Annotated in this window: 31 protein-coding genes, 1 tRNA gene and 1 pseudogene; 17 read left to right on the forward strand and 16 right to left on the reverse strand. The window is 72.2% G+C overall.

Annotated elements, in window-relative coordinates; translation table 11 throughout:
* Positions 1 to 113: 113 nt before the first annotated feature.
* The 3 genes from FB454_RS11795 to FB454_RS11805 all read left to right on the forward strand — a co-directional run bounded on the left by FB454_RS11795 (position 114) and on the right by FB454_RS11805 (position 2,774).
* Positions 114 to 542 carry a winged helix-turn-helix transcriptional regulator gene (locus tag FB454_RS11795; protein ID WP_013283488.1) on the forward strand — a complete coding sequence of 143 codons (429 nt, stop codon included), beginning with the start codon at positions 114 to 116 and terminating at the stop codon, positions 540 to 542.
* Positions 543 to 832: 290 nt separating this feature from the next.
* Complete coding sequence (locus FB454_RS11800; protein ID WP_145754976.1) at positions 833 to 2,311, forward strand: endo-1,4-beta-xylanase; 1,479 nt, start codon at positions 833 to 835, stop codon at positions 2,309 to 2,311.
* A gap of 166 nt (positions 2,312 to 2,477) precedes the next feature.
* Entirely contained in the window at positions 2,478 to 2,774 is a 297-nt protein-coding gene (locus tag FB454_RS11805; RefSeq protein ID WP_221489540.1) for a hypothetical protein, read from the forward strand.
* A gap of 125 nt (positions 2,775 to 2,899) precedes the next feature.
* Here FB454_RS11805 and FB454_RS11810 read toward each other — a convergent pair whose 3' ends face one another.
* Both FB454_RS11810 and FB454_RS11815 read right to left on the reverse strand, forming a co-directional pair.
* A complete protein-coding gene (locus FB454_RS11810) occupies positions 2,900 to 3,637 on the reverse strand; it encodes a class I SAM-dependent methyltransferase (RefSeq protein ID WP_145822938.1) in 738 nt (245 codons plus the stop codon).
* Positions 3,638 to 3,772: 135 nt separating this feature from the next.
* Positions 3,773 to 4,276 carry a winged helix-turn-helix transcriptional regulator gene (locus tag FB454_RS11815; RefSeq protein ID WP_013473486.1) on the reverse strand — a complete coding sequence of 168 codons (504 nt, stop codon included), beginning with the start codon at positions 4,274 to 4,276 and terminating at the stop codon, positions 3,773 to 3,775.
* Between the two features lie 119 nt (positions 4,277 to 4,395).
* Here FB454_RS11815 and FB454_RS11820 point away from each other — a divergent pair, with 119 nt between their 5' ends.
* The 3 genes and pseudogenes from FB454_RS11820 to FB454_RS11830 form a co-directional block, all read left to right on the forward strand.
* Entirely contained in the window at positions 4,396 to 5,064 is a 669-nt protein-coding gene (locus FB454_RS11820) for a DUF899 domain-containing protein (RefSeq protein ID WP_145822939.1), read from the forward strand.
* Entirely contained in the window at positions 5,061 to 5,585 is a 525-nt protein-coding gene (locus tag FB454_RS11825) for a pyridoxamine 5'-phosphate oxidase family protein (RefSeq protein WP_145822940.1), read from the forward strand. The genes FB454_RS11820 and FB454_RS11825 overlap by 4 nt, the downstream gene beginning before the upstream one ends.
* A 132-nt stretch (positions 5,586 to 5,717) precedes the next feature.
* Positions 5,718 to 6,083 (forward strand): annotated as a pseudogene (locus tag FB454_RS11830) (tyrosine-type recombinase/integrase); the annotation flags it as partial.
* 15 nt (positions 6,084 to 6,098) lie between these two features.
* On the opposite strand, the gene FB454_RS11835 reads toward FB454_RS11830, so the two are convergent.
* On the reverse strand, positions 6,099 to 6,470 hold the full coding sequence (locus FB454_RS11835) for a hypothetical protein (RefSeq protein WP_013473489.1): 372 nt from the start codon (positions 6,468 to 6,470) through the stop codon (positions 6,099 to 6,101).
* A 127-nt stretch (positions 6,471 to 6,597) separates the two neighbouring features.
* Positions 6,598 to 6,669 (reverse strand) — tRNA-Lys (locus FB454_RS11840).
* A 132-nt stretch (positions 6,670 to 6,801) separates the two neighbouring features.
* On the opposite strand from FB454_RS11840, the gene FB454_RS11845 reads away from it, so the two are divergent.
* Together FB454_RS11845 and FB454_RS11850 are read left to right on the forward strand one after the other, a co-directional pair.
* Entirely contained in the window at positions 6,802 to 7,956 is a 1,155-nt protein-coding gene (locus tag FB454_RS11845) for a sensor histidine kinase (protein ID WP_145822941.1), read from the forward strand.
* Positions 7,953 to 8,615: a response regulator transcription factor gene (locus FB454_RS11850; protein WP_145822942.1), complete on the forward strand. Its 663-nt coding sequence runs from the start codon at positions 7,953 to 7,955 to the stop codon at positions 8,613 to 8,615. Before FB454_RS11845 ends, FB454_RS11850 begins: the two co-directional genes overlap by 4 nt.
* A 67-nt stretch (positions 8,616 to 8,682) precedes the next feature.
* Here the strand turns inward: FB454_RS11850 and FB454_RS11855 are convergent, their stop codons facing one another.
* Complete coding sequence (locus FB454_RS11855) at positions 8,683 to 9,066, reverse strand: DUF6223 family protein (protein WP_145822943.1); 384 nt, start codon at positions 9,064 to 9,066, stop codon at positions 8,683 to 8,685.
* A gap of 183 nt (positions 9,067 to 9,249) precedes the next feature.
* Here FB454_RS11855 and FB454_RS11860 point away from each other — a divergent pair, with 183 nt between their 5' ends.
* Together FB454_RS11860 and FB454_RS11865 are read left to right on the forward strand one after the other, a co-directional pair.
* Entirely contained in the window at positions 9,250 to 9,549 is a 300-nt protein-coding gene (locus tag FB454_RS11860) for a hypothetical protein (RefSeq protein WP_114921176.1), read from the forward strand.
* Positions 9,550 to 9,586: 37 nt separating this feature from the next.
* Positions 9,587 to 10,669, forward strand: a complete 1,083-nt coding sequence (locus FB454_RS11865) for an NAD-dependent epimerase/dehydratase family protein (RefSeq protein ID WP_013473494.1) — start codon at positions 9,587 to 9,589, stop codon at positions 10,667 to 10,669.
* 465 nt (positions 10,670 to 11,134) lie between these two features.
* On the opposite strand, the gene FB454_RS11870 is transcribed toward FB454_RS11865, so the two are convergent.
* From FB454_RS11870 to FB454_RS11895, 5 genes are all read right to left on the reverse strand, one after another.
* Positions 11,135 to 12,283 (reverse strand): hypothetical protein, encoded by a 1,149-nt coding sequence (locus tag FB454_RS11870; RefSeq protein ID WP_145755643.1) that lies wholly within the window; start codon positions 12,281 to 12,283, stop codon positions 11,135 to 11,137.
* Between the two features lie 229 nt (positions 12,284 to 12,512).
* Positions 12,513 to 13,262 carry a ZIP family metal transporter gene (locus FB454_RS11880; RefSeq protein ID WP_047893435.1) on the reverse strand — a complete coding sequence of 250 codons (750 nt, stop codon included), beginning with the start codon at positions 13,260 to 13,262 and terminating at the stop codon, positions 12,513 to 12,515.
* A gap of 39 nt (positions 13,263 to 13,301) precedes the next feature.
* On the reverse strand, positions 13,302 to 14,501 hold the full coding sequence (locus FB454_RS11885) for a GNAT family N-acetyltransferase (protein ID WP_145822944.1): 1,200 nt from the start codon (positions 14,499 to 14,501) through the stop codon (positions 13,302 to 13,304).
* Between the two features lie 52 nt (positions 14,502 to 14,553).
* The gene (locus FB454_RS11890; protein ID WP_099162983.1) at positions 14,554 to 15,273 is read right to left on the reverse strand and encodes a PP2C family protein-serine/threonine phosphatase; all 720 of its coding nucleotides are present in this window, start codon (positions 15,271 to 15,273) and stop codon (positions 14,554 to 14,556) included.
* Between the two features lie 93 nt (positions 15,274 to 15,366).
* Positions 15,367 to 15,930, reverse strand: a complete 564-nt coding sequence (locus FB454_RS11895) for a helix-turn-helix domain-containing protein (RefSeq protein ID WP_013283513.1) — start codon at positions 15,928 to 15,930, stop codon at positions 15,367 to 15,369.
* Between the two features lie 58 nt (positions 15,931 to 15,988).
* Here FB454_RS11895 and FB454_RS11900 point away from each other — a divergent pair, with 58 nt between their 5' ends.
* On the forward strand, positions 15,989 to 17,203 hold the full coding sequence (locus tag FB454_RS11900) for a benzoate/H(+) symporter BenE family transporter (protein WP_114919272.1): 1,215 nt from the start codon (positions 15,989 to 15,991) through the stop codon (positions 17,201 to 17,203).
* Positions 17,204 to 17,256: 53 nt separating this feature from the next.
* Here the strand turns inward: FB454_RS11900 and FB454_RS11905 are convergent, their stop codons facing one another.
* The 5 genes from FB454_RS11905 to FB454_RS11925 form a co-directional block, all read right to left on the reverse strand.
* Positions 17,257 to 17,994: a DUF3800 domain-containing protein gene (locus FB454_RS11905; protein WP_186461584.1), complete on the reverse strand. Its 738-nt coding sequence runs from the start codon at positions 17,992 to 17,994 to the stop codon at positions 17,257 to 17,259.
* A gap of 79 nt (positions 17,995 to 18,073) precedes the next feature.
* Positions 18,074 to 18,439 carry a hypothetical protein gene (locus FB454_RS11910; protein ID WP_013283516.1) on the reverse strand — a complete coding sequence of 122 codons (366 nt, stop codon included), beginning with the start codon at positions 18,437 to 18,439 and terminating at the stop codon, positions 18,074 to 18,076.
* Positions 18,440 to 18,468: 29 nt separating this feature from the next.
* Positions 18,469 to 18,717: a hypothetical protein gene (locus tag FB454_RS11915; RefSeq protein WP_121684401.1), complete on the reverse strand. Its 249-nt coding sequence runs from the start codon at positions 18,715 to 18,717 to the stop codon at positions 18,469 to 18,471.
* Between the two features lie 78 nt (positions 18,718 to 18,795).
* On the reverse strand, positions 18,796 to 19,266 hold the full coding sequence (gene mscL / locus FB454_RS11920; protein WP_120572143.1) for a large conductance mechanosensitive channel protein MscL: 471 nt from the start codon (positions 19,264 to 19,266) through the stop codon (positions 18,796 to 18,798).
* Between the two features lie 40 nt (positions 19,267 to 19,306).
* A complete protein-coding gene (locus tag FB454_RS11925; RefSeq protein WP_145822946.1) occupies positions 19,307 to 19,990 on the reverse strand; it encodes an FCD domain-containing protein in 684 nt (227 codons plus the stop codon).
* Between the two features lie 49 nt (positions 19,991 to 20,039).
* Between FB454_RS11925 and FB454_RS11930 the strand changes: the two genes are divergently transcribed.
* Positions 20,040 to 21,308: an MFS transporter gene (locus FB454_RS11930; RefSeq protein ID WP_145822947.1), complete on the forward strand. Its 1,269-nt coding sequence runs from the start codon at positions 20,040 to 20,042 to the stop codon at positions 21,306 to 21,308.
* A gap of 10 nt (positions 21,309 to 21,318) precedes the next feature.
* On the opposite strand, the gene FB454_RS11935 is transcribed toward FB454_RS11930, so the two are convergent.
* On the reverse strand, positions 21,319 to 21,675 hold the full coding sequence (locus FB454_RS11935) for an STAS domain-containing protein (protein WP_018789120.1): 357 nt from the start codon (positions 21,673 to 21,675) through the stop codon (positions 21,319 to 21,321).
* Between the two features lie 159 nt (positions 21,676 to 21,834).
* Here FB454_RS11935 and FB454_RS11940 point away from each other — a divergent pair, with 159 nt between their 5' ends.
* From FB454_RS11940 to FB454_RS11960, 5 genes are read left to right on the forward strand one after another with little or no spacing between them, the layout of a single operon-like run.
* On the forward strand, positions 21,835 to 22,695 hold the full coding sequence (locus tag FB454_RS11940; RefSeq protein ID WP_145822948.1) for an STAS domain-containing protein: 861 nt from the start codon (positions 21,835 to 21,837) through the stop codon (positions 22,693 to 22,695).
* Complete coding sequence (locus tag FB454_RS11945) at positions 22,695 to 23,105, forward strand: STAS domain-containing protein (protein WP_013283523.1); 411 nt, start codon at positions 22,695 to 22,697, stop codon at positions 23,103 to 23,105. The genes FB454_RS11940 and FB454_RS11945 overlap by 1 nt, the downstream gene beginning before the upstream one ends.
* On the forward strand, positions 23,102 to 23,521 hold the full coding sequence (locus tag FB454_RS11950) for an ATP-binding protein (RefSeq protein WP_013283524.1): 420 nt from the start codon (positions 23,102 to 23,104) through the stop codon (positions 23,519 to 23,521). The genes FB454_RS11945 and FB454_RS11950 overlap by 4 nt, the downstream gene beginning before the upstream one ends.
* The gene (locus FB454_RS11955) at positions 23,518 to 24,531 is read left to right on the forward strand and encodes a SpoIIE family protein phosphatase (RefSeq protein ID WP_013283525.1); all 1,014 of its coding nucleotides are present in this window, start codon (positions 23,518 to 23,520) and stop codon (positions 24,529 to 24,531) included. The genes FB454_RS11950 and FB454_RS11955 overlap by 4 nt, the downstream gene beginning before the upstream one ends.
* Positions 24,528 to 25,874 (forward strand): sensor histidine kinase, encoded by a 1,347-nt coding sequence (locus FB454_RS11960; RefSeq protein WP_013283526.1) that lies wholly within the window; start codon positions 24,528 to 24,530, stop codon positions 25,872 to 25,874. The genes FB454_RS11955 and FB454_RS11960 overlap by 4 nt, the downstream gene beginning before the upstream one ends.

Raw genomic sequence — 25,874 nt, forward strand, 5'->3', positions numbered from 1 at the left:
TGTCTCCTTGTTCTTGAGGAATGCCCTGCTCCACGATGGAGGGGTAACTTTCTTTCGGGAAGTACGCACTTCGGAGTGCGTTGGGTACCCCCGGGTAGGAGGAGGTGCGGACGATGCCGACGCAGACGGCGGCGGAGAAGCGGGCGCAGGCGCGTGAGGAGTACGACGCGTTCCTCGCCGGCTGCCCGAGCCGGCAACTCCTGGACCGGATCTCCGACAAGTGGGTGGCGCTGATCCTGGCCGCGCTCGGCCGCGACGGCCCGGACCGCAACGCGGAGCCGCAGGTCATGCGCTACTCCGAGCTGTCCCGGCGGCTGGCCGGGGTCAGCCAGAAGATGCTCACCCAGACGTTGCGGTCCCTGGAACGCGACGGCCTGGTCACCCGCACCGTGACGCCGAGCGTGCCGGTCACAGTCACCTACGAGCTGACCGACCTCGGTCAGTCGCTGCACCGGCTGATGTACGGCATGAAGCTGTGGGCCGAGGCGCACATGGACGAGGTGCACGCCAACCGCGAGCGGTACGACGCCGCCGATCGCTGAGCGGCCGGGCCGGGATTCTCCGAAACTTTCGGTCCGCGTCCCGGTTCTCGTTGCGCTTCGCTCTCATGGTCATGCATGGACTCCCGCGCTGATCAGCCGGTTGAGTCCATGTTCGCGTTGACATCGACATTGACCGATCGTGCCGTCGCGGATATCTTCCCAGGGAAGTTACCGGTACATCTTCGAAAAGTTTCAGGGCAGTGACGCGGGGAGTGAGCGCACCGCCGGCTCTCATCCGCGTCCAGCCGGGCATCGCCAGCGCATCATCGTCCGATATGCAGAGGAGTGTCATGAAACATCTACCGAGGCGCAGTCACCGGGTGGTGCTGGCCGCCGTCACCAGCGCGCTGGCACTGGCCGGTGCCGCGCTCGTGGTGCCCAGCCTGGCCCAGGCGGCGGCGAGCACGCTCGGCGCCGCCGCGGCACAGTCGGGCCGGTACTTCGGCACCGCCATCGCGGCGAGCCGGCTGGGCGACTCCACCTACAGCACCATCGCGGCCCGTGAGTTCAACATGATCACGGCCGAGAACGAGATGAAGCCGGACGCGCTCCAGCCCAACCAGGGCCAGTTCAACTTCTCCTCCGGCGACCAGATCTACAACTGGGCGACTCAGCGTGGCCTCCAGGTCCGCGGCCACACGCTGGCGTGGCACGCCCAGCAGCCGGCCTGGATGCAGCGCCTGAGCGGCAGTTCGCTGCGCACCGCCATGATCAACCACATCAACGGCGTGATGGCCCACTACCGGGGCAAGCTCGCCGCGTGGGACGTGGTGAACGAGGCGTTCAACGAGGACGGCAGTCGCCGCCAGTCGAACCTTCAGGGCACCGGCAACGACTGGATCGAGGTGGCGTTCCGTACGGCTCGGGCGGCGGATCCGTCGGTGAAGCTCTGCTACAACGACTACAACATCGAGAACTGGTCGTACGGCAAGACGCAGGGCGTCTACAACATGATCCGGGACTTCAAGTCCCGCGGTGTGCCGATCGACTGCGTCGGGTTGCAGACCCACTTCACCGGCGGCAGCTCGCTGCCGGGCAACTTCCAGACCACGCTGTCGAGCTTCGCCGCGCTCGGCGTCGACGTGGCGCTGACCGAGGTCGACGTCACCAACTCGTCGACCAGCCAGTACGCGGGTCTGACGCAGGCGTGTCTGAACGTGCCGCGCTGCATCGGCATCACGGTGTGGGGCGTGCGCGACAGCGACTCGTGGCGTTCCAACGAGAACCCGCTGCTGTTCGACGGCGGCGGCAACAAGAAGGCCGCGTACACCTCGGTCCTCAACGTCCTCAACTCCGCGTCGCCCAACCCCACGCCGACCGGGACCGCGTCGCCGACCGCCGGACCGACCCCGACCGCCGGGCCGACCACGCCGCCGCCGACCAACGGCGCGAGCCGGATCGTCGGCAACCAGTCCGGCCGGTGCATCGACGTACCCAACTCTTCGCAGAGCAACGGCACTCGGGTGCAGCTCTACGACTGCCACGGCCTGACCAACCAGCGGTGGACGTACACCTCCAGCCGGCAGCTGACCGTGTACGGCTCGATGTGCCTGGACGCCGCTGGCTCCGGCAACGGCTCCGCCGTCCAGATCTACAGCTGCAACGGGCAGACGAACCAGCAGTGGAACGTCAACTCCAACGGCACCATCACCGGAGTCCAGTCCGGCCGCTGCCTCGACGTCTGGGGCACCGGCAACGGCCAGCAGGTGCAGATCTACGACTGCAACGGCCAGGCCAACCAGCGGTTCCAGCTCGTCGCGACGAGCTGACCTCCTCGTACGGAAGGCGCGCGACGGGCGGGCCCGGTGTGGACGCGAACACCGGGTCCGCCCGTCGCGTCTCTGCGATCGCGACCCGAGTCCACGCAGGATGAGAACTAGGCTGGATCGAATTGTGTGGGACAGCCGGCGCGCGGGGGGAGCGGAGACGGCAATGATGATCGTGATCTTCGACGCCGACCGGGAGTGGTACATCCAGGGCCGCGTCTACGCGGACATCGTCAGGGCGGTGCCCGCCGGGATGCTTCAGGACGACGACCTGGACATGTATCTGTGGCCCGCCCGGTCGATGAGCCTGCTGAGGCTGCCGCGCCTGGAACCGGACCGAGCCGAGCGAATCGCCGCCGCGCTCACCGAGGGTGTGGCTCGCTGCCTACGGACGATCGACCCGAGCGACACCGAGCTCGTCGAGTTCTACGAAGGTCTGCTGGATGTCGCCGCTCGGCACGGCTGATCCGTACCTGTCAGGGGACGAGCAACTCGGTGCGGTACTCGGCCGCCAGCGCGCGCGAGGCCCTTCGTCACGGATGGGGCAGGTGCGCGGCGTCCGGCCGTACCCCTGTGGTTTCGGTGGGACCGTCATGCCGGTCGGCGGGCGACCACCGCCAGGGCCATGCCGAAGAACCTCAACGGCGATCGCTCGACCGCGTCGGTCACCGGCCGGATACGACGCCCGAAATGGGACCGGTCGAACGGCGGCATGATGTAGTCCACCGCTACCGGCTCCAGCCCGGCCCGCCGGAGCTGCGCGGACAAGCCACGGGCGGTGAAGCAACGGGCATCGGCCAGCCGCCGGTGCAGCGGCACGATCCACGGCAGGAACGGACCCCGCGCTGGCCGGTAACGCTTACCGCGGATCAGGAACCCGTGCGTCTCGAACGGAAACCACCGGTTGGGCGTCGTCAGCGCGAAGCAGCCGCCGGGCACGAGCACGCGACGGACCTGCCGCAGGGCGGCATCGAGGTCGTCGATGTGCTCCACCACCTCGATGGCGGTGACCAGGTCGAAGCTCTCGTCCGGGTAGTCCAGCTCGGTAGCCGACAACTCCCGCACGTTGATCTTCTGGGCCGCCGCCGGATCGCCGGCCAGCCGCTCCCGGAACAGCTCCAGCCGATCCTGCTGGATGTCCACGGCCTCGATCTGCTCGAACGCGCCGACCAGCCGCATCGTGTACGTGCCGTCCCCGCAGCCGATCTCCAGTAATCGCCGGCCGGTCAGCGATGTGTGCCGGCTCAATGTGCCCAGCCTCTTCGCCACCCCACGCTCGCCGAACGCGCTGCCGTGCCCCAGTCCCAGGTTGCGACTCGTATTCACCATAGCCGCTGACCTTAGGCCTAACGAGCGTTTATGTGGGGGCACCGTTTTCGATGCGACGACCGCTGAGGGCGGTCGATGGTCGACCGGGTGACGAAGCTCGGCCGGCTTCCGGCGTGGCCTCGCGGAGACAGGCGCTCATCCGGGCTGCCGGCGTTCGTCTCGGTCGGGTAGTCCATCTTCGTCGCGCGAGTCTGCGCCGGGGCCGGGTAGTAGGTCGATGTCCGTGGCGTGCATGGGTTGTCCGCACGCCGAGCACCGCAGTTCCACCTGGCTGGTCCGGCCGCAGGCGTGGTGGCGGTAGAGCACCGGCGGGCCGGCTTCGCCCGCCGTCCACCGGTCGCCCCACCGCACCATGACCAGGAGTAGATCGCACAGCTCCATGCCCTTGTCGGTGAGCAGGTATTCGTGGCGGACCGGCCGGGTGGAGTACTCACGCCGGGTCAGCACGCCCTGGGTGACCAGCCAGTTCAGGCGCTCGGCGAGCACCTTGCGGGACACGCCGAGGCCCCGCTGGAGTTGCTCGAAGCGGTGTGTGCCGGCGTAGACGTCGCGCAGGATCAGCGGCGACCACGGTTCACCGATGACGTCGAGGGTGCGGGCGATCGAGCACGCCATCGCGCCGAACTGCGTTCGCTGCATGGCCCCACGATACTCACGATGGTTCCTTCAGGGAACGGACTCTGTTAACGTCACATCGGCACCGTTCCTTAAGGGAACGGGCTGACCTGATGCCGCTGACGACACGGGGAAGAGGCCGCATGAACCATCCACCGATCGTGCCGACCGAGGACTGGCAGACCGCGCTGGACACCCTGCGCAGCCGCGAGAAGATGCTCACCCGCCAGCTCGACGCGCTTGCCGCGGCGCGTCGCCGGCTGCCGATGACGCTGGTCGAGCAGGAGTACGTGTTCGAGGGCCCGGACGGGCCGGTCGGTCTGGCCGACCTGTTCCAGGGCCGCCGCCAGCTCATCGTGTACACCTTCATGTGGCACGGGGCCGATGACATCTGCTCGGGCTGCTCGATGTTCACCGACAACGTCGGCCACCCGGCCCACCTCAACGCCCGCGACGTCACCCTCGCGCTGATCTCCGGTTGCCCACTTGCCGACCTCATGGCGCTACGGCACCGGATGGGCTGGACCCTGCCCTGGTACTCGTCGCTGCACAACAGCTTCAACGCCGACATGGGAGCCGGCGACGGGTTCGCGCTGAACGTCTTCCTCCGCGCCGACGACCGGATCTTTCGTACCTACTCCACCACCGCCCGCGGCGTGGAACGGCTCGGCAGCAACTGGACCTTCCTCGACCTGACGCCGTACGGCCGGCAGGAGACCTGGGAAGACTCACCCGAGGGCTGGCCGCAGACCCAGCCCTACCAGTGGTGGCGGCTGCACGACGAGTACGACGACTCCACGGATCCGTCATGACCGTCAGTACGCCGATCGCCGAGCTGCTCTTCCGGCCGAAGGACGCGACACCGTTCGACACCGACGTGGCAACCATCAAGCCCTGGAGCCAGGCGTTGTCATGCCTCCGATCGGCGCACCGGGGCTGGCTGTCGACGGTGCGGCCGGACGGTCGCCCGCATGCCGCCCCGGTGATGCTGGTACTGGTGGACGGCGCGCCGTGCGTCGCGAGCCGCCCGGCCTCCCGCAAGGGCCGGAACCTGGCCCGCAACCCGCACACCCTCCTCACCGTCGGCGGCGAAGACCTCGACCTGGTGGTGGAGGGCAAGGCCCACCAGGTCGCAGGCGATGCCGCGCTGCGCGGGGTGGCCGCCGCCTTCGCCACGAAGTACGGCTGGGCATTCGACATCCGCGACGGTCGAGCCCACGACGAGAGTCTGCCCGGATCACCCCGGTACGCCTTCTACGAGATCTCTCTGGTCCGGGCCTTCGGCTACGGCTCGGACGGACTGACCGCGACCCGCTGGCGGTTCCACCACTGACGGGCCAACCCGCGACGGTCACTTGGCGTTGACGCTCTCAAGCGGCTCGGCAACGCGCTCGACCGATGGCACCCCCTGTGTCAACCTCAGGCAGCGAGCAAATCGTTTTGTCCGGGTTGATTGAGACGTACCGACATCTGCACCGTGGCGCTCGACCGTCGGCGGGCCGCGCAGACCGCCGCCCGGGACACCGCGGGCCCGGCCTGGCAGCTCTCCGAGCTGATCTTCACCACGCGGTATGGCCGGCCGGTCGAGCCACGCAACTTCAACCGCTTCTGGGACCGACGTTGCGACGCGGCTGGGGTCCGGCGGATCACCGTCCGAGACGCCCGGCGGACCTGCGCCCCGCTCCTGGCCGACCTGGACGTGCACCCTCGGGTGGCTATGCAGATCCTCCGGCACGCGCAGTTCGCCATCACGATGGAGATCTACACGGTGGTGTCCTCGGCGGCCACCCTCGACGTGCTCAAGCGGCTCGGCCGCGCACTCGACCGATGAAAGACGGGCCGCCGATCATTCGGGCTGGCGTGACCAGGACAGGGGCCATGCCTCCAGGCGAAGGACGATCTGCTGGAGGCTTGCCTCAAAAGCCTCGTCGCCAAGACCGCGCTCTCGGCGACGGGACCACAGCTCGCTCAGATCGTCCTCGATGGCCCCTAGCTCCATGAGTCGATCGGCGGATGCAAGAGCGCTCTCAATCAGCTCGTCCCGGCTGCCGGACCTGATGGTCAGCTTGTCGGCGAGTACGGCGAGTGTGCAGCGCGCCTCGGCAGCGATGCCGCGCCCGGCGGCCTCAACGGCCCGCAGGGTTCCCTCCGGGCCTTGGACGATCTCGGTGAACAAGCCGAGTAGCCGTGAGTTGCGCACGAGCGACTCGTCAGCCATCGTCCGCCCCTTCGCTGTGTCGCTCACGCCGCTGCGACCCTGGCCGGTCTACCGCTGTACTTTGCTGCTGTACCGGCCTCGATCACGGCAGAAAACACCCCGGACGGGGCGTTGACCTGCGGGGGAGTGGGCCGCCAGGGACTCGAACCCTGAACCTATGGATTAAAAGTCCACAGCTCTGCCATTGAGCTAGCGGCCCGCACGGCACAGGTTACCCGAAGCCGATCAGCCCGGCGTGCGTCGCGCATCGACCCTCCCGACCACGCCACGACACCGCCACGGCGCCGCTTCGGGGCCCTCCGCTGCGTCCACGGACCGCTACGCTTCGGCAATGTCGAGCTGGCACTGGGCGCGGACCGCTCTCGTGCCTGCCGTCGCCCTGGTGGCCCTGCTCGGCCTGGTGGTGCAGTCGGAGGGCATCGACACCACCGCCGAACTCGTGGCGCTGCTCGTCGTCCTGGCCTCGTCCGCCGCGCTCTACCTGCGCCGGCGACACCCGGTGACGGTGGGGCTGGTGGCGCTCGCCGCTGTCGCCGCGTACGGGGCTCTGCTGCACCGGCCCGGGCCGATCATGCTGGTGTTCGTCGTGGCGCTTTACACGGTCGTCGACGAGGGGTACCTCGCTGTCGCGGTGGGGCTCGGCCTGGCCTCTGTCGTCTCGTTCGCCGTCGCCGACAGCTACACCCGGACCGGTGTCAGCGGGAACGGCGCGACGCTGCTGCACGCCGGGTGGCTCGTCGCGGTCATCGTCGGCGTCACCCGTAACCGGCGGGCCTATCTCGCCGAGGTGCAGGCCCGGGTGCTCGTCGCGGAGCAGCGCAAGGAGGAGGAGGCCCGCCACCGGGCCACCGAGGAGCGGCTACGGATCGCCCGCGAGCTGCACGACCTGCTCGGCCATCACCTGTCGCTGATCAGCGTGCAGGCGAGCGCGGCGTTGCACCGGCCCGATCCGGAGCGGTCGGCGGAGGCACTCACCGTGATCAAGCAGACGAGCCGGGAGACGCTGCGCGAGCTGCGGGCTGCGCTGGGCGTGCTCCGGCAGGAGGGTACGACGCCGAACCGGCCCGCGCCCGGTCTCGACCGCCTCGACGAGCTGGTCACGGCGGCCGGGCGGCGCGGGCTGACTGTGCGTACCGAGGTGACGGAGGCCGGGCCGCTCCCGCCGGAGGTGGATCTGTCCGCGTACCGGATCGTCCAGGAGGCGCTCACCAACGTGAGCCGTCACGCGGGCGCGACCACGGCGGTGGTCCGGGTCGTGCCGGACGGCGACGAGGTGCTGGTGGAGGTGGCGGACGACGGCGCCGGTCCCGCCGGCCCGCCCGGGAACGGGATCCTCGGCATGGGCGAGCGGGCCCGGGCGCTGGGCGGCTCGCTCACCACCGGGCCAGGCCCGGACGGCGGCTTCCTGGTGCGGGCCCGCCTACCGCTGCGGCCCGCCCCACTGCCGATCCCGGCGCCACGCACGGCACAGGGGGAGACGACATGATCCGGTTGCTGCTCGCCGACGACCAGACTTTGGTACGCGCGGGCTTCCGCTCCATCCTCGACGGCGAGGACGGCATCGAGGTGGTCGGCGAGGCCGCCGACGGCACCACTGCGGTACGGCTGACGCGGGAACGACGACCGGACGTCGTCCTCATGGACATCCGGATGCCGCTGCTGGACGGGCTCGCCGCCACCCGGGAGATCGTCACCGGCACCGACGCCCGCGTGATCATCCTGACCACCTTCGACCTGGACGACTACGTCTACGGCGCTTTGCGGGCCGGCGCGAGCGGTTTCCTGGTGAAGGACACCGAGCCGGCGGAGCTGATCCATGGCGTACGGGTGGTGGCGCGGGGCGACGCGTTGATCGCCCCGGCCGTCACGCGCCGGCTGATCGCCGAGTTCGCCGCCCGGACCCGGCATCCGGACCCGGGCCCCCGGCTGAACGCGCTCACCGAGCGGGAGCGGGAGGTGCTCGCCCTGGTCGCCGCCGGCCTGTCCAACGACGAGATCGCCGCCCGGCTGGTGCTGAGCCCGGCCACCGCGAAGACGCACGTCAGCCGGATCATGACCAAGACGCGGGTACGGGACCGGGCTCAGCTGGTGGTGCTCGCGTACGAGTCGGGGCTCACCGTCCCCGGATGGCTCACCGCCTCCTGAGCGAGCCGCCGGGCCGACGCGGGCAACCGGGCCGACGCGAGCCGCCGGGACGGAACGAGCGACCCGGTCAGGCGGTGCGACGGGAACGGGCCAGCGCCAGCCCGCCCAGCACCGCCCCGATCAGGCCCAACGCCACACCGGCGACCGCACCGGCACGCCCCTGACCGCTGCCGAGTCCTTCGGTGGTCAGCGCCAGATGCCACGCGCTGAGGACCAGGCTGACCAGTCCGGCCGCAGCAGCCACCAGGGCCTGGACCCGCCCCTCGCCCGGCCCCCGGCGAGAGCGGCTGAGTACCAGCCCGCCGACGACCACGCTGGCCAGGCCCACCAGGGCGATGACAGTGGCGCCGGCCCGCCCGGAGCCGCCGATGCCCCCGGCGGCGAGCGAGGTGTGCGCGGCCGGGGCGAACTCTCCGACGACAGTGGTGGCGAGCAGGTGACGGATCGACATTCTGGGACTCCCTCGGGTCGCGGCAAGTGGTGACGGCGGCAGCGTATGGACGGGCATCGCCGCCGGTCGTCGCCCCGGAGTCGTCGATCGGGCTACCACCACGGGAGTACGCGCTGCGCCCGCGTACCCCAGGGGTTGTCGCCGCCAGGCGTGAACGGCGGCGGCCGGGGAACCTGGGCGACCATGCGAGTCACGAGCACCGCCGCCGTGGCGGCGTCCCGCGAGGTGCCGGGCGACGACGGCGTACGCCGCCCCGGCGGTGAGGTGCACGCCTGGCTGCCGGGCCGGAACCAGACGCTCTGCGGGCTGCCGCTGAGCCGGACCCGGCTGCGCCGCTTCCCGCACGTGCCGTTCGACTACTCCGGCACCGACGTGCTCACCGAGACCGACCCGGAGGGATGGCTCTGCCCACGTTGCCTGGCCGCCACCGCGGGTCGCCGCGACCGCGAGAGGGGCTGGGTGCGGACGAACCCCCGTCCGTGAGCGGTTGCTGCCCGGTTCAGCGGGTACCGCACCCGTCATGCGCATCGTGATCGTGGGGGCGACCGGCAACGTGGGGACGGCAGTGCTGCGCCGGCTGCGGCGGGAGGCGGGCACCGAACTGGTCGGCGTGGCCCGCCGGTTGCCCGGACCGGACGCCGGTGAACCGTACGACGACGTGGAGTGGCACTCCTGCGACATCGGCGCACCCGGTGCCGCCGACCAACTCGTGCGGATCTTCGCCGGGGCGCGGGCGGTCGTGCACCTGGCCTGGCAGATCCAGCCCAGCCACGACCGCCGCACGCTCTACCGGACCAACGTCGGCGGCAGCCGCGCGGTGATCGAGGCCGCCGTCCGGGTCGGCGTTCCGGCCCTGGTGTACGCCTCATCTGTCGGCACCTACGCGCCCGGCCCGAAGAACCAGCCGGTCAGCGAGAACTGGCCGGCGACCGGTGTGGAGACGTCGTCGTACAGCCGGGACAAGGCGGAGGTCGAGGCACTACTCGACGGCGTACAGCGGGAGCACCCGAAGCTGCGCGTGGTACGGCTGCGGCCGGGACTGATCTTCCAGCGGGAGGCCGGTACGGAGATCAGCCGGTACTTCCTCGGCCCGCTGGTGCCGGTGCGCCTGCTGCGGTACGGCCGGATTCCGCTGGTGCCGTCGAACCGGCGACTCCGGATGCAGGCGGTGCACGCCGACGACGTCGCGGACGCGTACGCCCGGGCGGTCGTGGGTGATGCGAGCGGCGCCTTCAACGTGGCGGCCGACCCGGTGCTGACGCCGGAACTGGTGGCCCGGCACTTCCACGGCTGGACGTTGCCGGTGGCGACGCCGGTGCTGCGTGCCGCGGCGGCGCTGACCTGGCGGGCGCGGCTGCAACCCGTCGACACCGGGTGGGTCGACCTGGCGCTGAACGTGCCGCTGATGTCCAGCCACCGCGCCGAGACCGAACTCGGGTGGAGCCCGAGCATCGACACGGTGACCGCGCTGAAGGAGCTGTTCGCCGGCATGGCCACTCGTGCCGGGACCGGCTCCCCGCCGCTGTCCCCGGATCCGGCGCTTCCGGGGCGGCCCGCAGCCCTGACCAGAGGCCAACTCCCGGGCCACCCCAACCCCTACTGACCCCGCCCTTCGCCGCTGCCCCTGCCCGCCACCTGTCCAATCCGGCTCCAGCCCCGGCCCGGCCCTGGCGCGCCCGCGCCCGTCACCCCGCCCCGCCCTGCCTCGCCCTGTCGATCAAGGAGTTTGTGTCACGCGTAGAGATCAACTAGGACGCGAACTCCTTGATCACGAAGCTGAGAGGGTAGGCGCGAGGTGAGGCGGGCGGGGTGGGTGCCGTCGGGTCGGGAGTTGGCCGGTGATCATGAAGTTGGCGGGGCGACACGCCGACGACGGAACCGTCAACTTCATGATCGACGAGGCGGGGCGAGGGTGGCGTGCGCGAGCCGGTCGGTCAGGCGGCGATCATGAGGTTGACGGGGCGACACGCCGACAGGGAGGCCGTCAACTTCATGATCGGCGGGGCGGGGCGGGGCGGGGCGGGGCGGGACGGGGCGGGGCGGGGTCGGGCAGGAGCGGGCAGGACGGTCAGGAGATCTGGGCGCCCAGGAAGAAGATGCCGGGGTGGCCCTTCGTCTCGAAGCCTCGGCTGGGGTTGCGCCGCAGGGTGCTGCTGTCGATCTTCAGGGTGCCGGTGCGGTTGTTGCTGACGAAGAAGATCGCGCCGCCGCCCTCGTTCGCGCTGTTGTCCTCGATCACCGTGCCGGCGATCCGTACCGCGAATTCGTTGCCGTCGCAGTAGATCGCACCGCCGCTACCGCCACCGGGCGTGCCGCCCCGGGCCGGGTTCGCTCCCGTACCGACCGCACGGTTGTCCCGGAAGACGCTGTTCAGCACCGTCCAGGAGACGCCGATACTGCTCAGCGCCCCGCCGTTGGCGCACACCCCGCCGGTGAAGGTGCTGCTCACCACGTACACCGGTTTGTTTTCGAACTGGCTCAGCACCCGCAGCGCGGCGCCTCCGAGGTCCGGGCCGGTGCGGTCACAGCGGTTGCCGACGAACCGTGAGTTGATCACGGTGAACCGCCCGCCGCGCACGAAGATGGCGCCGCCCCCACCGCCCTCGGTCCGCTCGCCGGTGGCGTCCCCGTCGGCGAACGTCAGGTTCTGCACGGTGAGCCGCGGGTGGTCCTGGTTCTGGCAGTGCGAGGTGGTCCAGCCCTGCGCCTCGTCGCAGGTGTTCATGTAGAGGATCCGGCGCTTGCCGCCGCCGCTCAGCGTGACAGTGCCGCCGCCGTCCAGCACGACGCGCGGGCCGTGCGAGTTCACCACCTTGGCTGTGGCCTTCATGGTGATGGTCACCGGCGCGGGTCCGCAGTCGAACGTGATGACGCCACCGGCCGCGACGGCCTTCACCACCGCCTCCGAGGTGCAGCTCGCCGGGGTGCCGCTGCCGACGGTACGGGTCGGGCGCGAGGTGTCCACCGGACGCGCCTCGGCCGGTACGGCGGCCCGGCCGTTCGGGTTGCCGGCGCGGAACGTGACGGTGGCAGGGCTGGGGCTCGGCCGGGCGCTGCCGAGACCGGCCCGCCCACTCGGGGAGGCCGACGGGGCGGCTGCCGGACTGGCCGACGAGCCGGCGACGCCGGCGTCGGGCGCGGGGGCCGGATCGTCACCGCAGGCGGGCAGCGTTGCCGTCGTCAGGGCGAGGGCGAGCAGAGTGACAGCCGACTTCACGCGCACCGCCCGATGCTAGGAGGACCGGCCGCCCCGGCACGACTCCACAGCCGATCCTTAACCCGCCGCTAAGCCGCAGCCGCAGCCAGCGCCGGAGCCGCAGCCGGCACCGGAGCCGCAGCCAGCGCCGGGAGCCGCAGCCGGCGCCGGGAGCCGCAGCCCAAGCCGGAGCCGCAGCCGGCACCTGAGCCGGCGACCGCGCGGCAGCAGACAGCACCGAGCGGGACGGTCAGGCGTGCGAGAGCGCGAACGCGACAAGGAAACCGAGCACGGTGATCAGCCCGACCAGCAGGTGCGCGTCCGCGAACGCCTCCGGGACCATGGTGTCGGTGATCATCGCCAGGATCGCGCCCGCGGCGAGCGCGGTGATCGTCGCCAGCACCTCGGGTGGCGCGCCGCCGAGCAGCGTGTACCCGGCCAGCGCCGCCGCACCGGAGATCAACGCGATGGCCGTCCACAGCCCGAACACGTAACGCCGGGTGCGTCCGGCCTGCCGCATGCCCGCCGCGCTGGACAGACCTTCCGGCACGTTGCTGAGGAACACCGCGATGACGGTGACCAGGCTGACCGGGCCGCCGGCCAGCAGGCTCGCGCCGATCACCACCGATTCGGGTACGCCGTCGAGCAGCGCGCCGACCGCGATGGCCGTACCCGAGCCGGGCTGTTCCCGCTCGGAGGGCTGCTCGTCGCCGGAGCGCTTGCGGTGCCGCGCGCCGTGCCGGGCCAGCAGCACGTTCGCCGCGGTGTACAGCAGTGCACCGGCCGCGGCGCCGATCGCCACCGGCAGCAGCCCGCCTTGCTCGTGCGCCTCGTCGATCAACTCGAACGAGACGGCGGACAGCAGCACGCCCGCCCCGAACGCCATCACCGAGGCGGTCACCCGGCGCGGTACGCGCGCGAAGAACCCGACGGCCGCCCCGATCAGCAGGGCCGACCCGGCGAGCAGGCCCCAGAATCCCGCTTCCAGCCACTCCGGCACGCGCTGGACCCTACCCCGGGGCGTGCGCCGTCAACCGGGTCAGAAGTCGGCGAACAGGTGCGGCAGTTCCCGGGGGAAGAGGCGGCGCAGCTCACCGGCCGCGTCCACAGGCACCTCGCCCAGCCCGCGTACGACCACCTCGGCCGGGTCGAGCACCCCGTACGCCAGGGCGGACAGCCCGGCGGCGGTGAGCCGCGCGGCCGGCACGCTGCCCTCGGCGGCGGTCTGCGCGGGCAGCACCGCGAGCTTGCCCGTGGTGCCGTCGAGCAGGTGGCGACCGGCGAGCCAGCGGTCGCCGACTACCTCGATCAGTACCCGGCCGACCCCGACCGGCTGCTCGGCGAGCGCGTCCAGGCTGAGCAGGCGGGCCATCGGCGCGGTCGGGTCGGGCCGGGCGACCCGCGCCTCCACCTGCACGTCGAGGTCGGTGAGCCACAGCTCGGGCAGTTCGTCGGGGGTCACCTGGACGCTGATCCGGGCCACCTGGTCGACGTGCCGGGCGAAGAACTGGAGCACCGACGCGCGGGCGTACGCGTCGTCGACCAGCAGGTCGTCGGCCAACAGCGTGCCGGCGTGGTCGTCGATGCGGTAGGTGACAGCGCCGACCGTCTCGCCGCCGCGCACCACGCTGACCAGCCAGCGGTCGTCCCGGTCGCGCAGCCCGACCGCCCGGAAGTCCGGGAAGACGGCGAAGCCGTGGCGTTCGCGCAGGCACCGCTCGGTGTACGCGCGCCACCGCGCATACCCCGCGCCGATCCGCTCCCACACCAGCTCGTCCGGCAGGTCGGCGCGCAGCAGCGGCGCCAGGTCCGCCGGGTTGAAGATCGCGGTACGCCGCCGGGGCAGCCCGATGTAGCCGAAGCGCTCGTAGAACGAGGCGCGGAACGGGTGCAGCGCGGTGAGCTGGTGGCCCTCGTCGCGCACGCCGTCGAGGAGCTGCTGCATGAGCGTGCGGACGTGCCCGCGCCGGCGGGCCAGCGGATGGGTGGCCACGCCCGCGACACCGGCCATCGGCAGCACCGCGCCGCGCAGGTTCTGCCGCATCGGTATCGCCGACACGGCCGCCGCGGTGACCCCGTCCTCCTCGGCCACCAGCGTCGTGTTCCCCGCGTTGTACGGCAGGTACGCGCGGAACTGGTCGGTCCGGGAGGCGCCCATCGGCGAGGCCTCGAACGCGTACGCCTGGAGCGGGAAGCTGGTGGTCAGTCGTTCATCGGCGGCCAGCCGGCGGATGTGCATCCATTCATCCCAACCGCACCCGGCGCGGTCCGCAACCGGAAAGGGCGCCCGCTCACGCCTCGGTGACGTCCGAGATGACCACTGTCACGTTGTCCGGCGCGCCGGCCTGGTGGGCCAGCTTCACCAGTTGCTCGCCGCACTGCTGGCGGTCCCCGTAGGTGGCGAGCGCCGCGGCGATGGCGGCGTCCTCCACGTAGTCGGAGAGGCCGTCGCTGCACAGCAGCAGCCGGTCGCCGGCGAACACGGTGAGCGCGCCGACGGCGGGTGGCGCGTCGGAGCCCTGCACCGCGCGGGTGACGAGCGAGCGCTGCGGGTGGTGCCGGGCCTGGTCGCGGGAGAGCGCGCCCTGGTCGACCAGCGCCTGGACGAACGTGTCGTCGCGGGTGAGCTGGGTCAGCTCGTGGTCGCGCAGCAGGTAGCAGCGGGAGTCGCCGACCTGGGCCAGGACCAGGGTGTCGCCGGCGAGCAGGGCGGCGGTGAGCGTCGTACCCATGCCGTCGCGGGCCGGGTCCACCGTGATGGCCGCGCGGATGCGCTGGTTCGCGGTGCTCACGACGGCGCGCAGCGCGTCGGCCGCCTCGTCGGCGCCGGTGGGCGGCGTCAGCTCGTCCAGGATCCGGATGACGATCTCGCTGGCCACCTCGCCGGCGGGGAGCCCGCCCATGCCGTCGGCCACCGCCACGAGGCGGTCACCGGCGAGGGCGGAGTCCTCGTTGTTGGTCCGGACGAGGCCGACGTCGTTGAGGATGGCCGAGCGGAGGATGAGCGTCATGAGGACAAGCTTGCCAAGAAGAACGGGTCCGCGTCTGCACGCGCTGGCGGGTCTGCTGAAAGAAATGTCATCAGCTTGCATCCTGGGTATGCGTCAACTGTCCGGTGTGGACGGACGAGGATAGCGCAGCAGGAGGCTCGCATGAACCTCCTCCTCGCCCACCGCCGCGTAGGTGTGCGGCACGTCGGAGGTCCACCGCAGGTAGCCCCCGGGACCGGCGGTCAGCGGGGCGTCGGCCGGGCCGGCGCGGAGCACGCCGGAGAAGACCGTCACGTGTTCGGTCACGCCGCTGGAGTGGGCGGGGGAGAGCTGCGCCGGACCCGGGGTGACCCACATCCGGTACAGCTCGTAGGTCGCCTCCCGGTCGCTGAAGACCTCCAGCAGCGTGCCTCCCACCGCGGCCCCGCGCAGGGTCGGCGCCTGGTCGGGCGTGGCGAGCACGGCGGTCAGCGGTACGCCGAGCTGCGCGGTGATCGCGTACAGCGTCTCCAGCCGGGGGTTGCGCACGCCGTTCTCCAGGCCGGAGAGCGTGGCCTTGCCGACGCCCGCGAGGCGGGCCAGCTCGGACAGGGAGATGCCCCGCTCGGTGCGGAGCGAGCGGATGCGCCTGCCGACCTCCCGGGCGCCCCGGTCATCGGCTGGTGCGGCGGCTGTCATGGGGGCTATCGTGCTACACCGTGCCGTTCCGTAAACGGAACGGTCGGAGGAGGAGAGCATGGGCGGTCGGCTCCAGCCCGTCCTGGCCGGCGTGGTGACCGCTCTGGTCGGTTTCGCCAGCTCGTTCACAGTCGTCCTGGCCGGGCTGCGCGCGGTCGGCGCCGATCCGGACCAGGCCGCTTCCGGCCTGCTCGCGCTCTGCGTCGCCAGCGGCGCCTGCGCGGTCTGGCTCGGCCTGCGGCACCGGCTGCCGCTGTCGATCGCCTGGTCCACGCCGGGTGCGGCGCTGCTCGTGGCCACCGGACCGGTCGCCGGCGGCTGGCCCGCAGCGGTCGGCGCCTTCCTGCTCGCCGGGCTGCTGATCATCGCGGCCGGGCTGATCCCCGCGCTCGGCCGTGCGGTCGCCGCGATCCCCGCCCCGATCGCCTCCGCCATGCTCGCCGGGGTGCTGCTGCCGCTGTGTACGGCCCCGGTACGCGCCCTGGTCGAGGTGCCCCGGCTCGCCGGGCCGGTGGTGCTGGTCTGGCTGCTGCTGCACCGGTTCGCCCGCCGCTGGGCGGTACCGGGCGCGCTCGCCGTGGCGGTGGTCGCGATCGCCCTGACCACCTCCGGGCCGGCCCGGCTGGACGTCGCACCGGTCGTCGCGTTCACCGCGCCGTCCTGGACGCTGCCCGCAGTCGTCGGGCTCGCGCTGCCGCTGTTCCTGGTCACCATGGCCGCCCAGAACGTGCCCGGAACCGCGGTGCTCGCCGGGTACGGCTACCGGGCCCCGCTGGGCTCGGCGTTGCGGGTGACAGGCCTCGCCACCGCCCTCGGCGCCCCGGCGGGCGGCCACGCGGTGAACCTGGCGGCGATCACCGCGGCCCTGGCCGCCGGCCCGGACGCCCACCCGGACCCGGAGCGGCGCTGGATCGCCTCGGTCACCGCCGGGATCGGCCTGGCTCTGCTGGGCCTGGGCGCCGGCGTGGCCACTGCCCTGGTGCTGCTCTCCCCGCCGGTGCTGGTCGAGGCCGTCGCCGGGCTCGCCCTGCTCGGCGCGCTCGCCGGGGCCGTCACGGCGGCGGTCGCCCAGCCGGACGCGCGGGAGGCAGCAGTGGTGACGTTCGTGGTCACCGCCTCCGGGGTGAGCCTGCTCGGGGTGGGTGGCGCGTTCTGGGGACTGGTCGCGGGCTGGCTGATGCTGCTGCTGTTCCGCCGCCGGGCGGTCGCATCCCCGCCGGTCGAGCCGCCCCGGACCGAATCCGCCCCGACGCTTTCCGGCCGGACCGGGTGACGAACTGTTAACCTGGAGTGCGCAGGAGGCCCGTCAGGGTTCCCGCAACCGCCTTAGGGCCCGCTTTCAGGCGGGCCCTTCGTGCGTCGGCCGCCGGCCGGATGCCAGCACCACGAGTGGTACCGGCGCGGCTCGACCCAGGACCACAGCCGCGTGTTCGTCGTCGCCTCCCGAGGATCCGCGCCCGCCCCGCTCGCCATCCTGCGGAACAGGAAGGTGACCAGGTCGACGGCCTGCACCAGCCGGGAGGCGTGCGACGGGGCGAAGTGCAGGGTGTCCACGATCCGGCTGAGCCGCCGGGAACGGTAGCCCCCGGTTCCGTCGACCCGGTAACGGGTCAGGTCCGAGCGGTGCCTTGCGGGGTTGTCGACCTCGTCCGCGATCACCAGGGCCAGTTCGTCCCGCATCGCCGCGTATCCGTCCACCCGTTCCAAAAGGTGTGACAGCACCACCTCGTGAGCGGGGCGGGTGAGCCCGTAGCGCCGGGTGAGGCCGTGCCGGTCGACGCCGCGCAGGATGACTGTGACGTCGTACGTGCCGACCGCCTTGAGCGCCGCGTTGTAGACGGCGATCCGGGCGCGTGGCGGCACCCTCGCCCAGGCCGTCCGCCCCTGGAACAGGTCGTACCCGTGGAGTTCGGCGGCTCGGTCGATGCCGTACGCCTTGGCCGCGTCCGTCATCACCTCGTCGAGTGCGGTGCTGAGCGGGATGGCCACGGCCTCCGGGACCAGAAGTGCGCCGATCCAGTACCAGCGATCGGTGTACGACTCGTCCACATAGGTCAGGAGCACCCGACGAGCGTAGGCCGCTTTCCGGGCGTGGCCGCCTCGACGCGCAGGGCCGCCGAATCGGCGCATTCGACCCCGGGTGTCACTCCTCGGCGGGCAGCTCCGCGGCCGGGACGGTGAGGCGTACCGCGCCGTCGCCCACCGCGGCGATCCGGTCGGCCAGCACGTAGACCGCGCCGGTGCGGACCAGCTCGGTGGAGACCTTGAGGTAGCCGTCGCGCAGCAGCCGGGCGGCCAGGTCGGCCGGTACGTCCGGCTCCTCGGCCGCCGCCGACTCGATCAGCTCGTCCAGGCTGCTGCCCGGGTCGACCGGGGCGGGCGCCTGCACTGTCACCGCGGCCGGGTCGCCGCGCTGCACGAGATCGACTGTGCCCACCTCGACGCCTGCGGAGTCGACCACCCGCATGCCGGTGGTGACCCGGGAGACGGTGTCCTGCTGCTGGCTCATGCAGCAGCGGTTCCCGGGGCGCGCGGGCGCTAAACGGAGGGGGCCCAGCCGCCCGGCGGGCGGGGGGACAGCTCGCGCCAGGTGTCGGTGCCGTCCAGCAGCGCCCGGATCGTCTCCTCGGCCTCCTCGACGCTGGCGTGCTCGTAGAACCGGGAGACCCCCTCGGCGCCGCCGGCCCGCTGCTCCACGTGCCAGCGGTCGCCGTCCACCCGGAGGAAGACGTCACGCCGGGCGAGCCGTCCCCATTTCCCGTTCCACCAGTGCCTGCGCTGCTCCATGCCCGGACTCTATCGAACATGTGTTCGATACACGTCGGCCCCCGCGAGATCGTCGCGGGGGCCGATCGGCTATGGCGTTCAGCGCGGCGCGGGCGGCTCCTGCCGGCGGCCGAGCACGTCGTCCAGGGCGCTGCGCTGGCCGGGCGTGCCGTGGTTGCCGGCGAGCAACGCGTCGCGGATCTCGGTGAGCAGCTTGACCTCCTCGCTCGGGGCCGAGGGCGGCGGCTCCTCGCCGCGCTTGCGCCGCTCGGCGAGCTTGTTCATCGGGTAGACGACGAGGAAGTACAGCGCCGCCGCGGTGAGCAGGAACGTGATCGCCGCGTTGACGAAGGCCACCCAGTCGAACGGGATCTCACGGAACGTCGGCGTCGAGCCGGTGAGCCCGTTCTTGCTGCCCGTGATCAGCGCGATGAACACGCGTACCAGCGGTTCCAGGAACGACTTGGTGAGCTGGGTCACCACGCCGGTGAACGCGGCACCGATGACGACACCGACCGCCAGGTCGACGACGTTGCCGCGCATGATGAAGTCTTTGAAGCCCTTGAGCATCCGTACTCCCGTGCCCTGATGAGTCTGCGTCGGGGACAACCTATGCCCCGGCGGGCCCTTCGAGAAAAGCACCGGCCTCGATCGCCGCCCGCTGCGGGTCGCCGGCCCGGATCGCCTCGACCAGCCGACTGTGGTCCACGTACCGCTCGGAGGTCAGCGCCTCGCCCATCGCCTGGGCCACCGTGCTGCGCAGCGCCGCGCCGACCGAGGCGTACAGCTCGGCGAGCATGGCGTTGTGCGCGGCCGCCACCACGACCGTGTGCAGCGCGGCGTCCGACTCGACGAACTCGTCCACCCGGCCGCCGCGCCACGCGGCCTCGCGGGCCGCGAGCGCGCCGTCGAGCGCCGCCAGATCCCCGGGGGTACGCCTCAGCGCGGCGAGCCGGGCGGCCTCGACCTCGAACGCGCGCCGGACCTCGATCACCTCGGTCATCCGGTCGTCGGTGAGCCGGCGGGCCACCACCGGCGCCAGCTCGTCGGTCGACACCACGTAGGTGCCGGAGCCCTGCCGGCACTCCAGCACCCCGGCGTGCGCGAGCGCCCGGACCGCCTCGCGGACCGTGTTCCGCCCCACGCCGAGCGCGGCGACCAGTTGCGGTTCGGTGGGGATGCGCCCGCCCACCGGCCACTCGCCGCCGAGGATCCGTTCCCGGAGCTGCTCGATCGTCTGCCGGACCCGGTGACCGCGCGGAGGCGCGGCGACGGAATCCCGGGCGGGTGTCACCGGTTACACCTCGTGCCGAAATTCATCCCATGATTGTAGGTTCGAGGTCATGACTCCGCCACCTGCGCCCGCCGCGACAGTGCCCGCACCCGGCGTCACACCCGCGGCGGGCCCCGCCCCGGCGGCCGGCCCGGTCCGGGGCGGCCTGCTCGTCCTGGCCGGGATGCTGCTCGTCGCGCTGAACCTGCGGGCCGCGGTGACCAGCCTCGGCGCGCTGCTCGACGAGATCCGGGTCGGGCTGGGCCTCTCCGGCGCGATGGCCGGCCTGGTCACCACGCTGCCCACGATCGCGTTCGCCGGGCTGGGCGCGCTCACCCCGTGGCTGGTCCGCCGCTGGGCCGCGCCCCGGGTGCTGGTGGTGGCCATGGTGGCGCTCACCGTCGGGCAGGTGCTGCGCGCGGTCACCGGCTCGGCCGCGGTCTTCGTGCTCACCAGCGCGCTCGCGCTGGCCGGCATCGCGGTGGCGAACATCCTGCTGCCGATGCTCGTCAAGCAGCACTTCCCGCACCGCACCGGACTGGTCACCGGGGCGTACACGATGGCCCTGACGGTGGGCACGACGGTGGCCGCGGCGGCCGCCGTGCCGGTGGCGCACGCGTTCGGCTCCTGGCGGGCCGGACTCGGCATCTGGGCCGGGCTGGCCGCGCTGGCCGTACTCCCGTGGGTGCCGCTGGCGCTGCGCGCCCGCGCCGCGCGACGGGCCGCGCCCCCGGCGGTGGCGGTCGCCGCCCCGGCCCGCGTGCAGCCGGGGCGGACCCGGCTCGGCTGGGCCATGGCGGTCTACTTCGGGGCGCAGTCGCTCAGCGGGTACGCGATCATGGGCTGGCTGGCCCAGCTCTTCCGGGACGCCGGATACCGGCCGGAGACGGCCGGGCTGCTGCTCGCCGGGGTGACCGCGCTGGGCGTGCCGGTGGCGCTGATGATGCCGGCGCTCGCCGGACGGCTGGCCACGCTCCGCCCGCTGGTGCTGTCGCTGACCGTGTTCTCCGCCGCCGCGTACGCCGGTCTGGCGCTCGCCCCGCACGGCCTGGCGCCGCTGTGGGTGCTGCTGCTGGCGCTCGGCCAGGGCGCGTTCCCGCTCATCCTGACCACGATCGGGCTGCGTGCCCGGACCGCCGAGGGCACCGTGGCGCTGTCCGCGTTCGCGCAGAGCACCGGGTACGTGATCGCGGCTCTCGGGCCGCTGCTGGTGGGCATCCTCTACGAGGCGACAGGCGGCTGGACCGCCCCGATCGGCTTCCTGCTGGTGGCGCTGGCCGTGCAGACGGCGGCGGGCATGGTGATCGCCCGTCCCCGCTACATCGAGGACGAGCGCTGAGCGGGATCGGTCAGGAGGAGGCCGGGGTGGGATCGCCCGCGACGGCCTGCTCGACCGTCGGGTACGTGTGCAGCACCTCGACCAGGCCGCTGACCTCGAGGATGCGCAGCACGCCGCGCTGCGGGGCGGCCAGCCGGACCACGCCGCCCGCCTCGTCGCAGTTGTTCTTCGCCCGGACGAACACCGACAGGCCGGTGGAGTCGCAGAACGACACCTCGGCCAGGTCGAAGACGAGGCGACTGCGCCCCTTGTCCAGCAGATCCGTGATCTGGTCCTGGAGCTGCGGTGCCGTGGCCATGTCGAGCTCGCCCGCGACCGACACGACGACCACGTCGCCGCGCTGTTCCGTGTGCACCGTCAAGGACATTCGTCGACCTCCTGTGTTCGGGGGAAACGGTATCCCACGATGGGCGCGCCGCGCAGAACGGGAGCGGTCACGGGTGCGGTCGATCATTCTTTGCTCCGTGACAAGTAGCGCCCCGGCCTCCGGTGATAGAGTCCGCCCGTCCAAATCAGGGAGGTCACCATGGCGTTGAGCGCCGAACAGGGTGGTCGGCTCGCCCACCTGCTCAGTCAGCACGCGGACCGGTTGACCAACCGCTGGACGGAGATCGTCGGCAGTTCGCTGCGCGGCCGCCTGAGCCGGGCCGAGCTGGCTCGCCAGGTGCAGGAGTTGCACCGCGCGCTGGTCGACGCCGGCCGGCAGGGCGTCTCCGACCTGGCCGACGAGCACGGCGGTGAGCTGCGGGCGGTGCTGTCCGAGCTGTCCACCAACCGGGCCCGCCAGGGATTCTCCGCCACCGAGACCGCGATCAGCGTGTTCGCGTGCAAGGACGCCCTGCTGGAGCTGATGGAGGATGAGAAGGGCGACGAGACCCTGCGCGACTTCGTCGCCTTCTCCGCGCTCGTCGACCAGATGGGCCTGTTCACGTTCGAGACGTTCGTCCGGGCCCGCGAAAGCCTGATCGCCGACCAGGCGGAGCAGCTGCTGGAGCTGTCTACCCCGGTGGTGAAGCTCTGGGAGGGCGTGGTCGCCGTCCCGCTGGTCGGGACGCTGGACTCGGCCCGCGCCCAGGTGGTGATGGAGCGGCTGCTGCAGACGCTCGTCGACACCGGCTCGCCGTACGCGATCATCGACATCACCGGCGTACCGGCGGTGGACACGCAGGTCGCGCAGCACATCCTCAAGACCGTGGTGGCCGCCCGGCTGATGGGCGCCGACTGCATCATCTCCGGTATCCGCCCGCAGATCGCCCAGACGATCGTGGCCCTCGGCATCGAGTTCGGTGACATCGCCACCAAGGCGAGCCTCGCCGACGCGCTGCGCCACGTGCTGCGCCTGACCGGGGTCGAGACCACCGCTCGCCGCCCGCGCCGGGAGCCCTGATGGAACGGGTGCCGATCCTCAAGATCGGCGACATCCTGCTGGTTTCCATCCAGGTCGACATGTCCGACCAGACGGCGGTCCAGTTGCAGGAGGACCTGGCCGAGCGGATCGTCGCCACCGGCTGCCACGGCGTGATCATCGACATCACGGCACTGGACATCGTCGACTCCTTCGTCGGCCGGATGCTGTCCACCATCGCGTCCATCTCGAAAGTGCTGGACGCCGAGACGGTGGTGGTCGGCATGCGCCCGGCCGTCGCCATCACGCTCGTCGAACTGGGGCTGTCGCTCAACGGCATCCGTACCGCGCTGAACGTCGAGCGCGGCATGGAGCTGATCGCGGCCAGCCGCGCCGACGAGTGGGACGAGGCGGCCGACGACGAGGACACCGAGACGACGGCGACGGCATGACCACGGGCGTCGACCTGGGTGTGCCGGCGACCCAGGCGATCCGCAGCGACGAGGACGTGGTGCGGGTCCGGCAGTTGGCGCGTACCACAGCCGTCGCGGTCCGCCTCTCCCTGGTGGACCAGACGAAGCTCGTCACCGCCGCCAGCGAGCTGGCCCGCAACACGCTGATCTACGGTGGCGGGGGCAGCGCCGAGGTGAGCACCGTGTCCGACGGCCGCCGGCGCGGCGTGCGGATCGTCTTCGCCGACGAGGGCCCGGGCATCCCCGACCTCGACCTGGCGCTCACCGACGGCTACACCACCGGCGGCGGGCTGGGCCTGGGACTGAGCGGCGCCCGCCGGCTCGTCGACGACTTCGACATCCGGACGGCTGTCGGCGAGGGGACGCGGATCACCGTCACCAAGTGGTCGCGATGATCGCCGACGTGGTGCCCGACCACGGCATCTGGTTCCGGGTCGACACCGGCGCGACCGCCGGCAGCGTACGCCGGGCGGCCGAGCGTCTCGGCCGGCAGCTCGAACTGAGCGCGGCGCGCGTCGCGGACCTGGCCATCGTCACCGCCGAGATCACCAGCAACCTGGTCAAGCACGCCCGCGAGGGCACGCTCCTGATGCGTCCGGCACGCCGGGGCGGGCGGGCCGGCGTGGAGCTGGTCGCGATCGACTCCGGCCCCGGCATGGCCGACCTCACGCTCTCCTCCGCCGACGGCCACTCCACCGCCGGCACGCTCGGCATCGGGCTCGGCGCGATCACCCGGCAGTCGAGCCGGTTCGACGGCTACTCGTCGCCGGGGCGGGGCACGGTCCTGGTCGTCCAGGTCTGGGACGCCGCACCGCCGGAGCCGGACTGGGCGGGCGGGCTGGCCCGGCCGATCACCGGCGAGCAGACGAGCGGCGACGGGTACGCGGTCCGCCAGGTCGGTGGCCGGCGGCAGGTGCTGGTCTCCGACGGGCTGGGCCACGGGCCGCTCGCCGCCGCCGCCACAGGTGCCGCCGTGTCCGCGTTCCGTTCGGCGCCGGACGGGCCGCCGGACGTCGTGGTGCGGCACCTGCACGCCGCCATCTCGCACACCCGGGGCGCCGCGCTCGCGGTGGCCGAACCGGATCCGGCCGCCGGCGTGCTCCGCTACGCCGGGCTGGGCAACATCGCCGCGATGATCGTCGCGCCGGGCGAGCGGCGGCGCGGGCTGGTATCGCTGCCGGGCATCGCCGGGCACCAGCGTCCGGCGATCCGCGGGTACGACTACCCCTTCTCGCGCGACGCCACCCTGGTCATGCACAGTGACGGAGTGGTGGACCGCTGGGATCTGGACGACTATCCCGGGCTCGCCGGCCGCAACCCGCTGCTGGCCGCCGCGACCCTGCTGCGCGACGCCGGTGTCCGCCGTGACGACGCCTGCGTCCTGGTGGCCCGGGGGGCGGCATGACCGAGCCCCTCCTGCACCTCGCGCTCCGGGTGGAGCAGGACATCTTCCTGGTCCGGCAGCGTGGCCGGGAGGTGGCCGCGGCGGTCGGGCTGGAACATCAGGACCAGGTACGGATCGCCACCGCGCTCAGCGAGGTGGCCCGGGAACTGTTGCACGGGGCCGACGGCGCGGACGTGACGTTCGCCCTCGACCGGGACGCGGTCGGCCGCCGGGTCCTCCAGGTGGACCTGTCGCCGCTGCGTCCGCTCCCCGGTGGACGGTACGAGCCGCAGTCCGGCGCCGTCGCGCGTCTGGTGGACACGTTGCGGGTGGTGGCCGTCGAGGGCGATACCGTCGTGAGGATGTCCCGACGAGTGCCCGACCACGCCGAGGAGCTGACGGCCGAGCGCGCCGCCGAGCTCCGCGCCGAGCTGGCCGAGCGCGCGCCGGGTTCCGCGCTGGACGAGTTGGCCGCCCAGAACGCGCAGCTCATCGCCGCCCTCGACGAGGTACGCAGCCAGCGCGACGAGCTGGCGGTGCTGAACTCCGAACTCCAGGAGACCAACCACGGCGTGATGGCGCTCTACAACCAGCTCACCGAGGAGCTGGAGGAGACCAACCGCGGTGTGGTGGCGCTCTACGCCGAACTGGACGAGAAGTCCGCCCAGCTGCGGGCCGCGAGCGAGTCGAAGAGCCGGTTCCTGGCGAACGTCAGCCACGAGCTGCGCGCCCCGGTCACCGCGATCATCGGCCTGGCCCGGCTGCTCGCCGACTCCGCCTCCGACCCGCTCACCGGCGAGCAGGCCCGTCAGGTGGGGCTGATCCGCTCCTCGGCGGGCGACCTGCTGGGGCTGGTCAACGAGCTGCTCGACCTGGCCAAGGCGGAGTCGGGCCGGATCGAGCCGGACTGGTCCGACGTCGATCTGCGCGCCGTGTTCGGGCAGTTGCGCGGCACGCTGCGGGCGCTCGCCGCGCGCCCCGAGGTGGAGCTGGTGGTCGAGGAACCGCCGGCCCCGGCCACTGTGCGCTCGGACGAGGTGCTGCTCGCCCAGGTGCTGCGCAACCTGCTGCACAACGGACTGAAGTTCACCGAACGCGGCGAGGTACGCCTGCGCGCCGAGCGCCGCGGCGGCCAGTGGACGCTGTCGGTCACCGACACCGGCGTGGGCATCCCGCCGGAGCTGCACGAACGGGTCTTCGAGGAGTTCTACCAGGTGCCCGGCACGACCCGGGTCGGTGGCACCGGGCTCGGCCTGCCGTACGCGCGCCGGCTGATCACGCTGCTCGGCGGGACGCTGGAGCTGACCAGCGAACCCGGCCGGGGCAGCACGTTCACAGTGGTCCTCCCCGCGGGCGGAGCGTGA

This window comes from Micromonospora sp. CNZ297, from assembly GCF_007827625.1.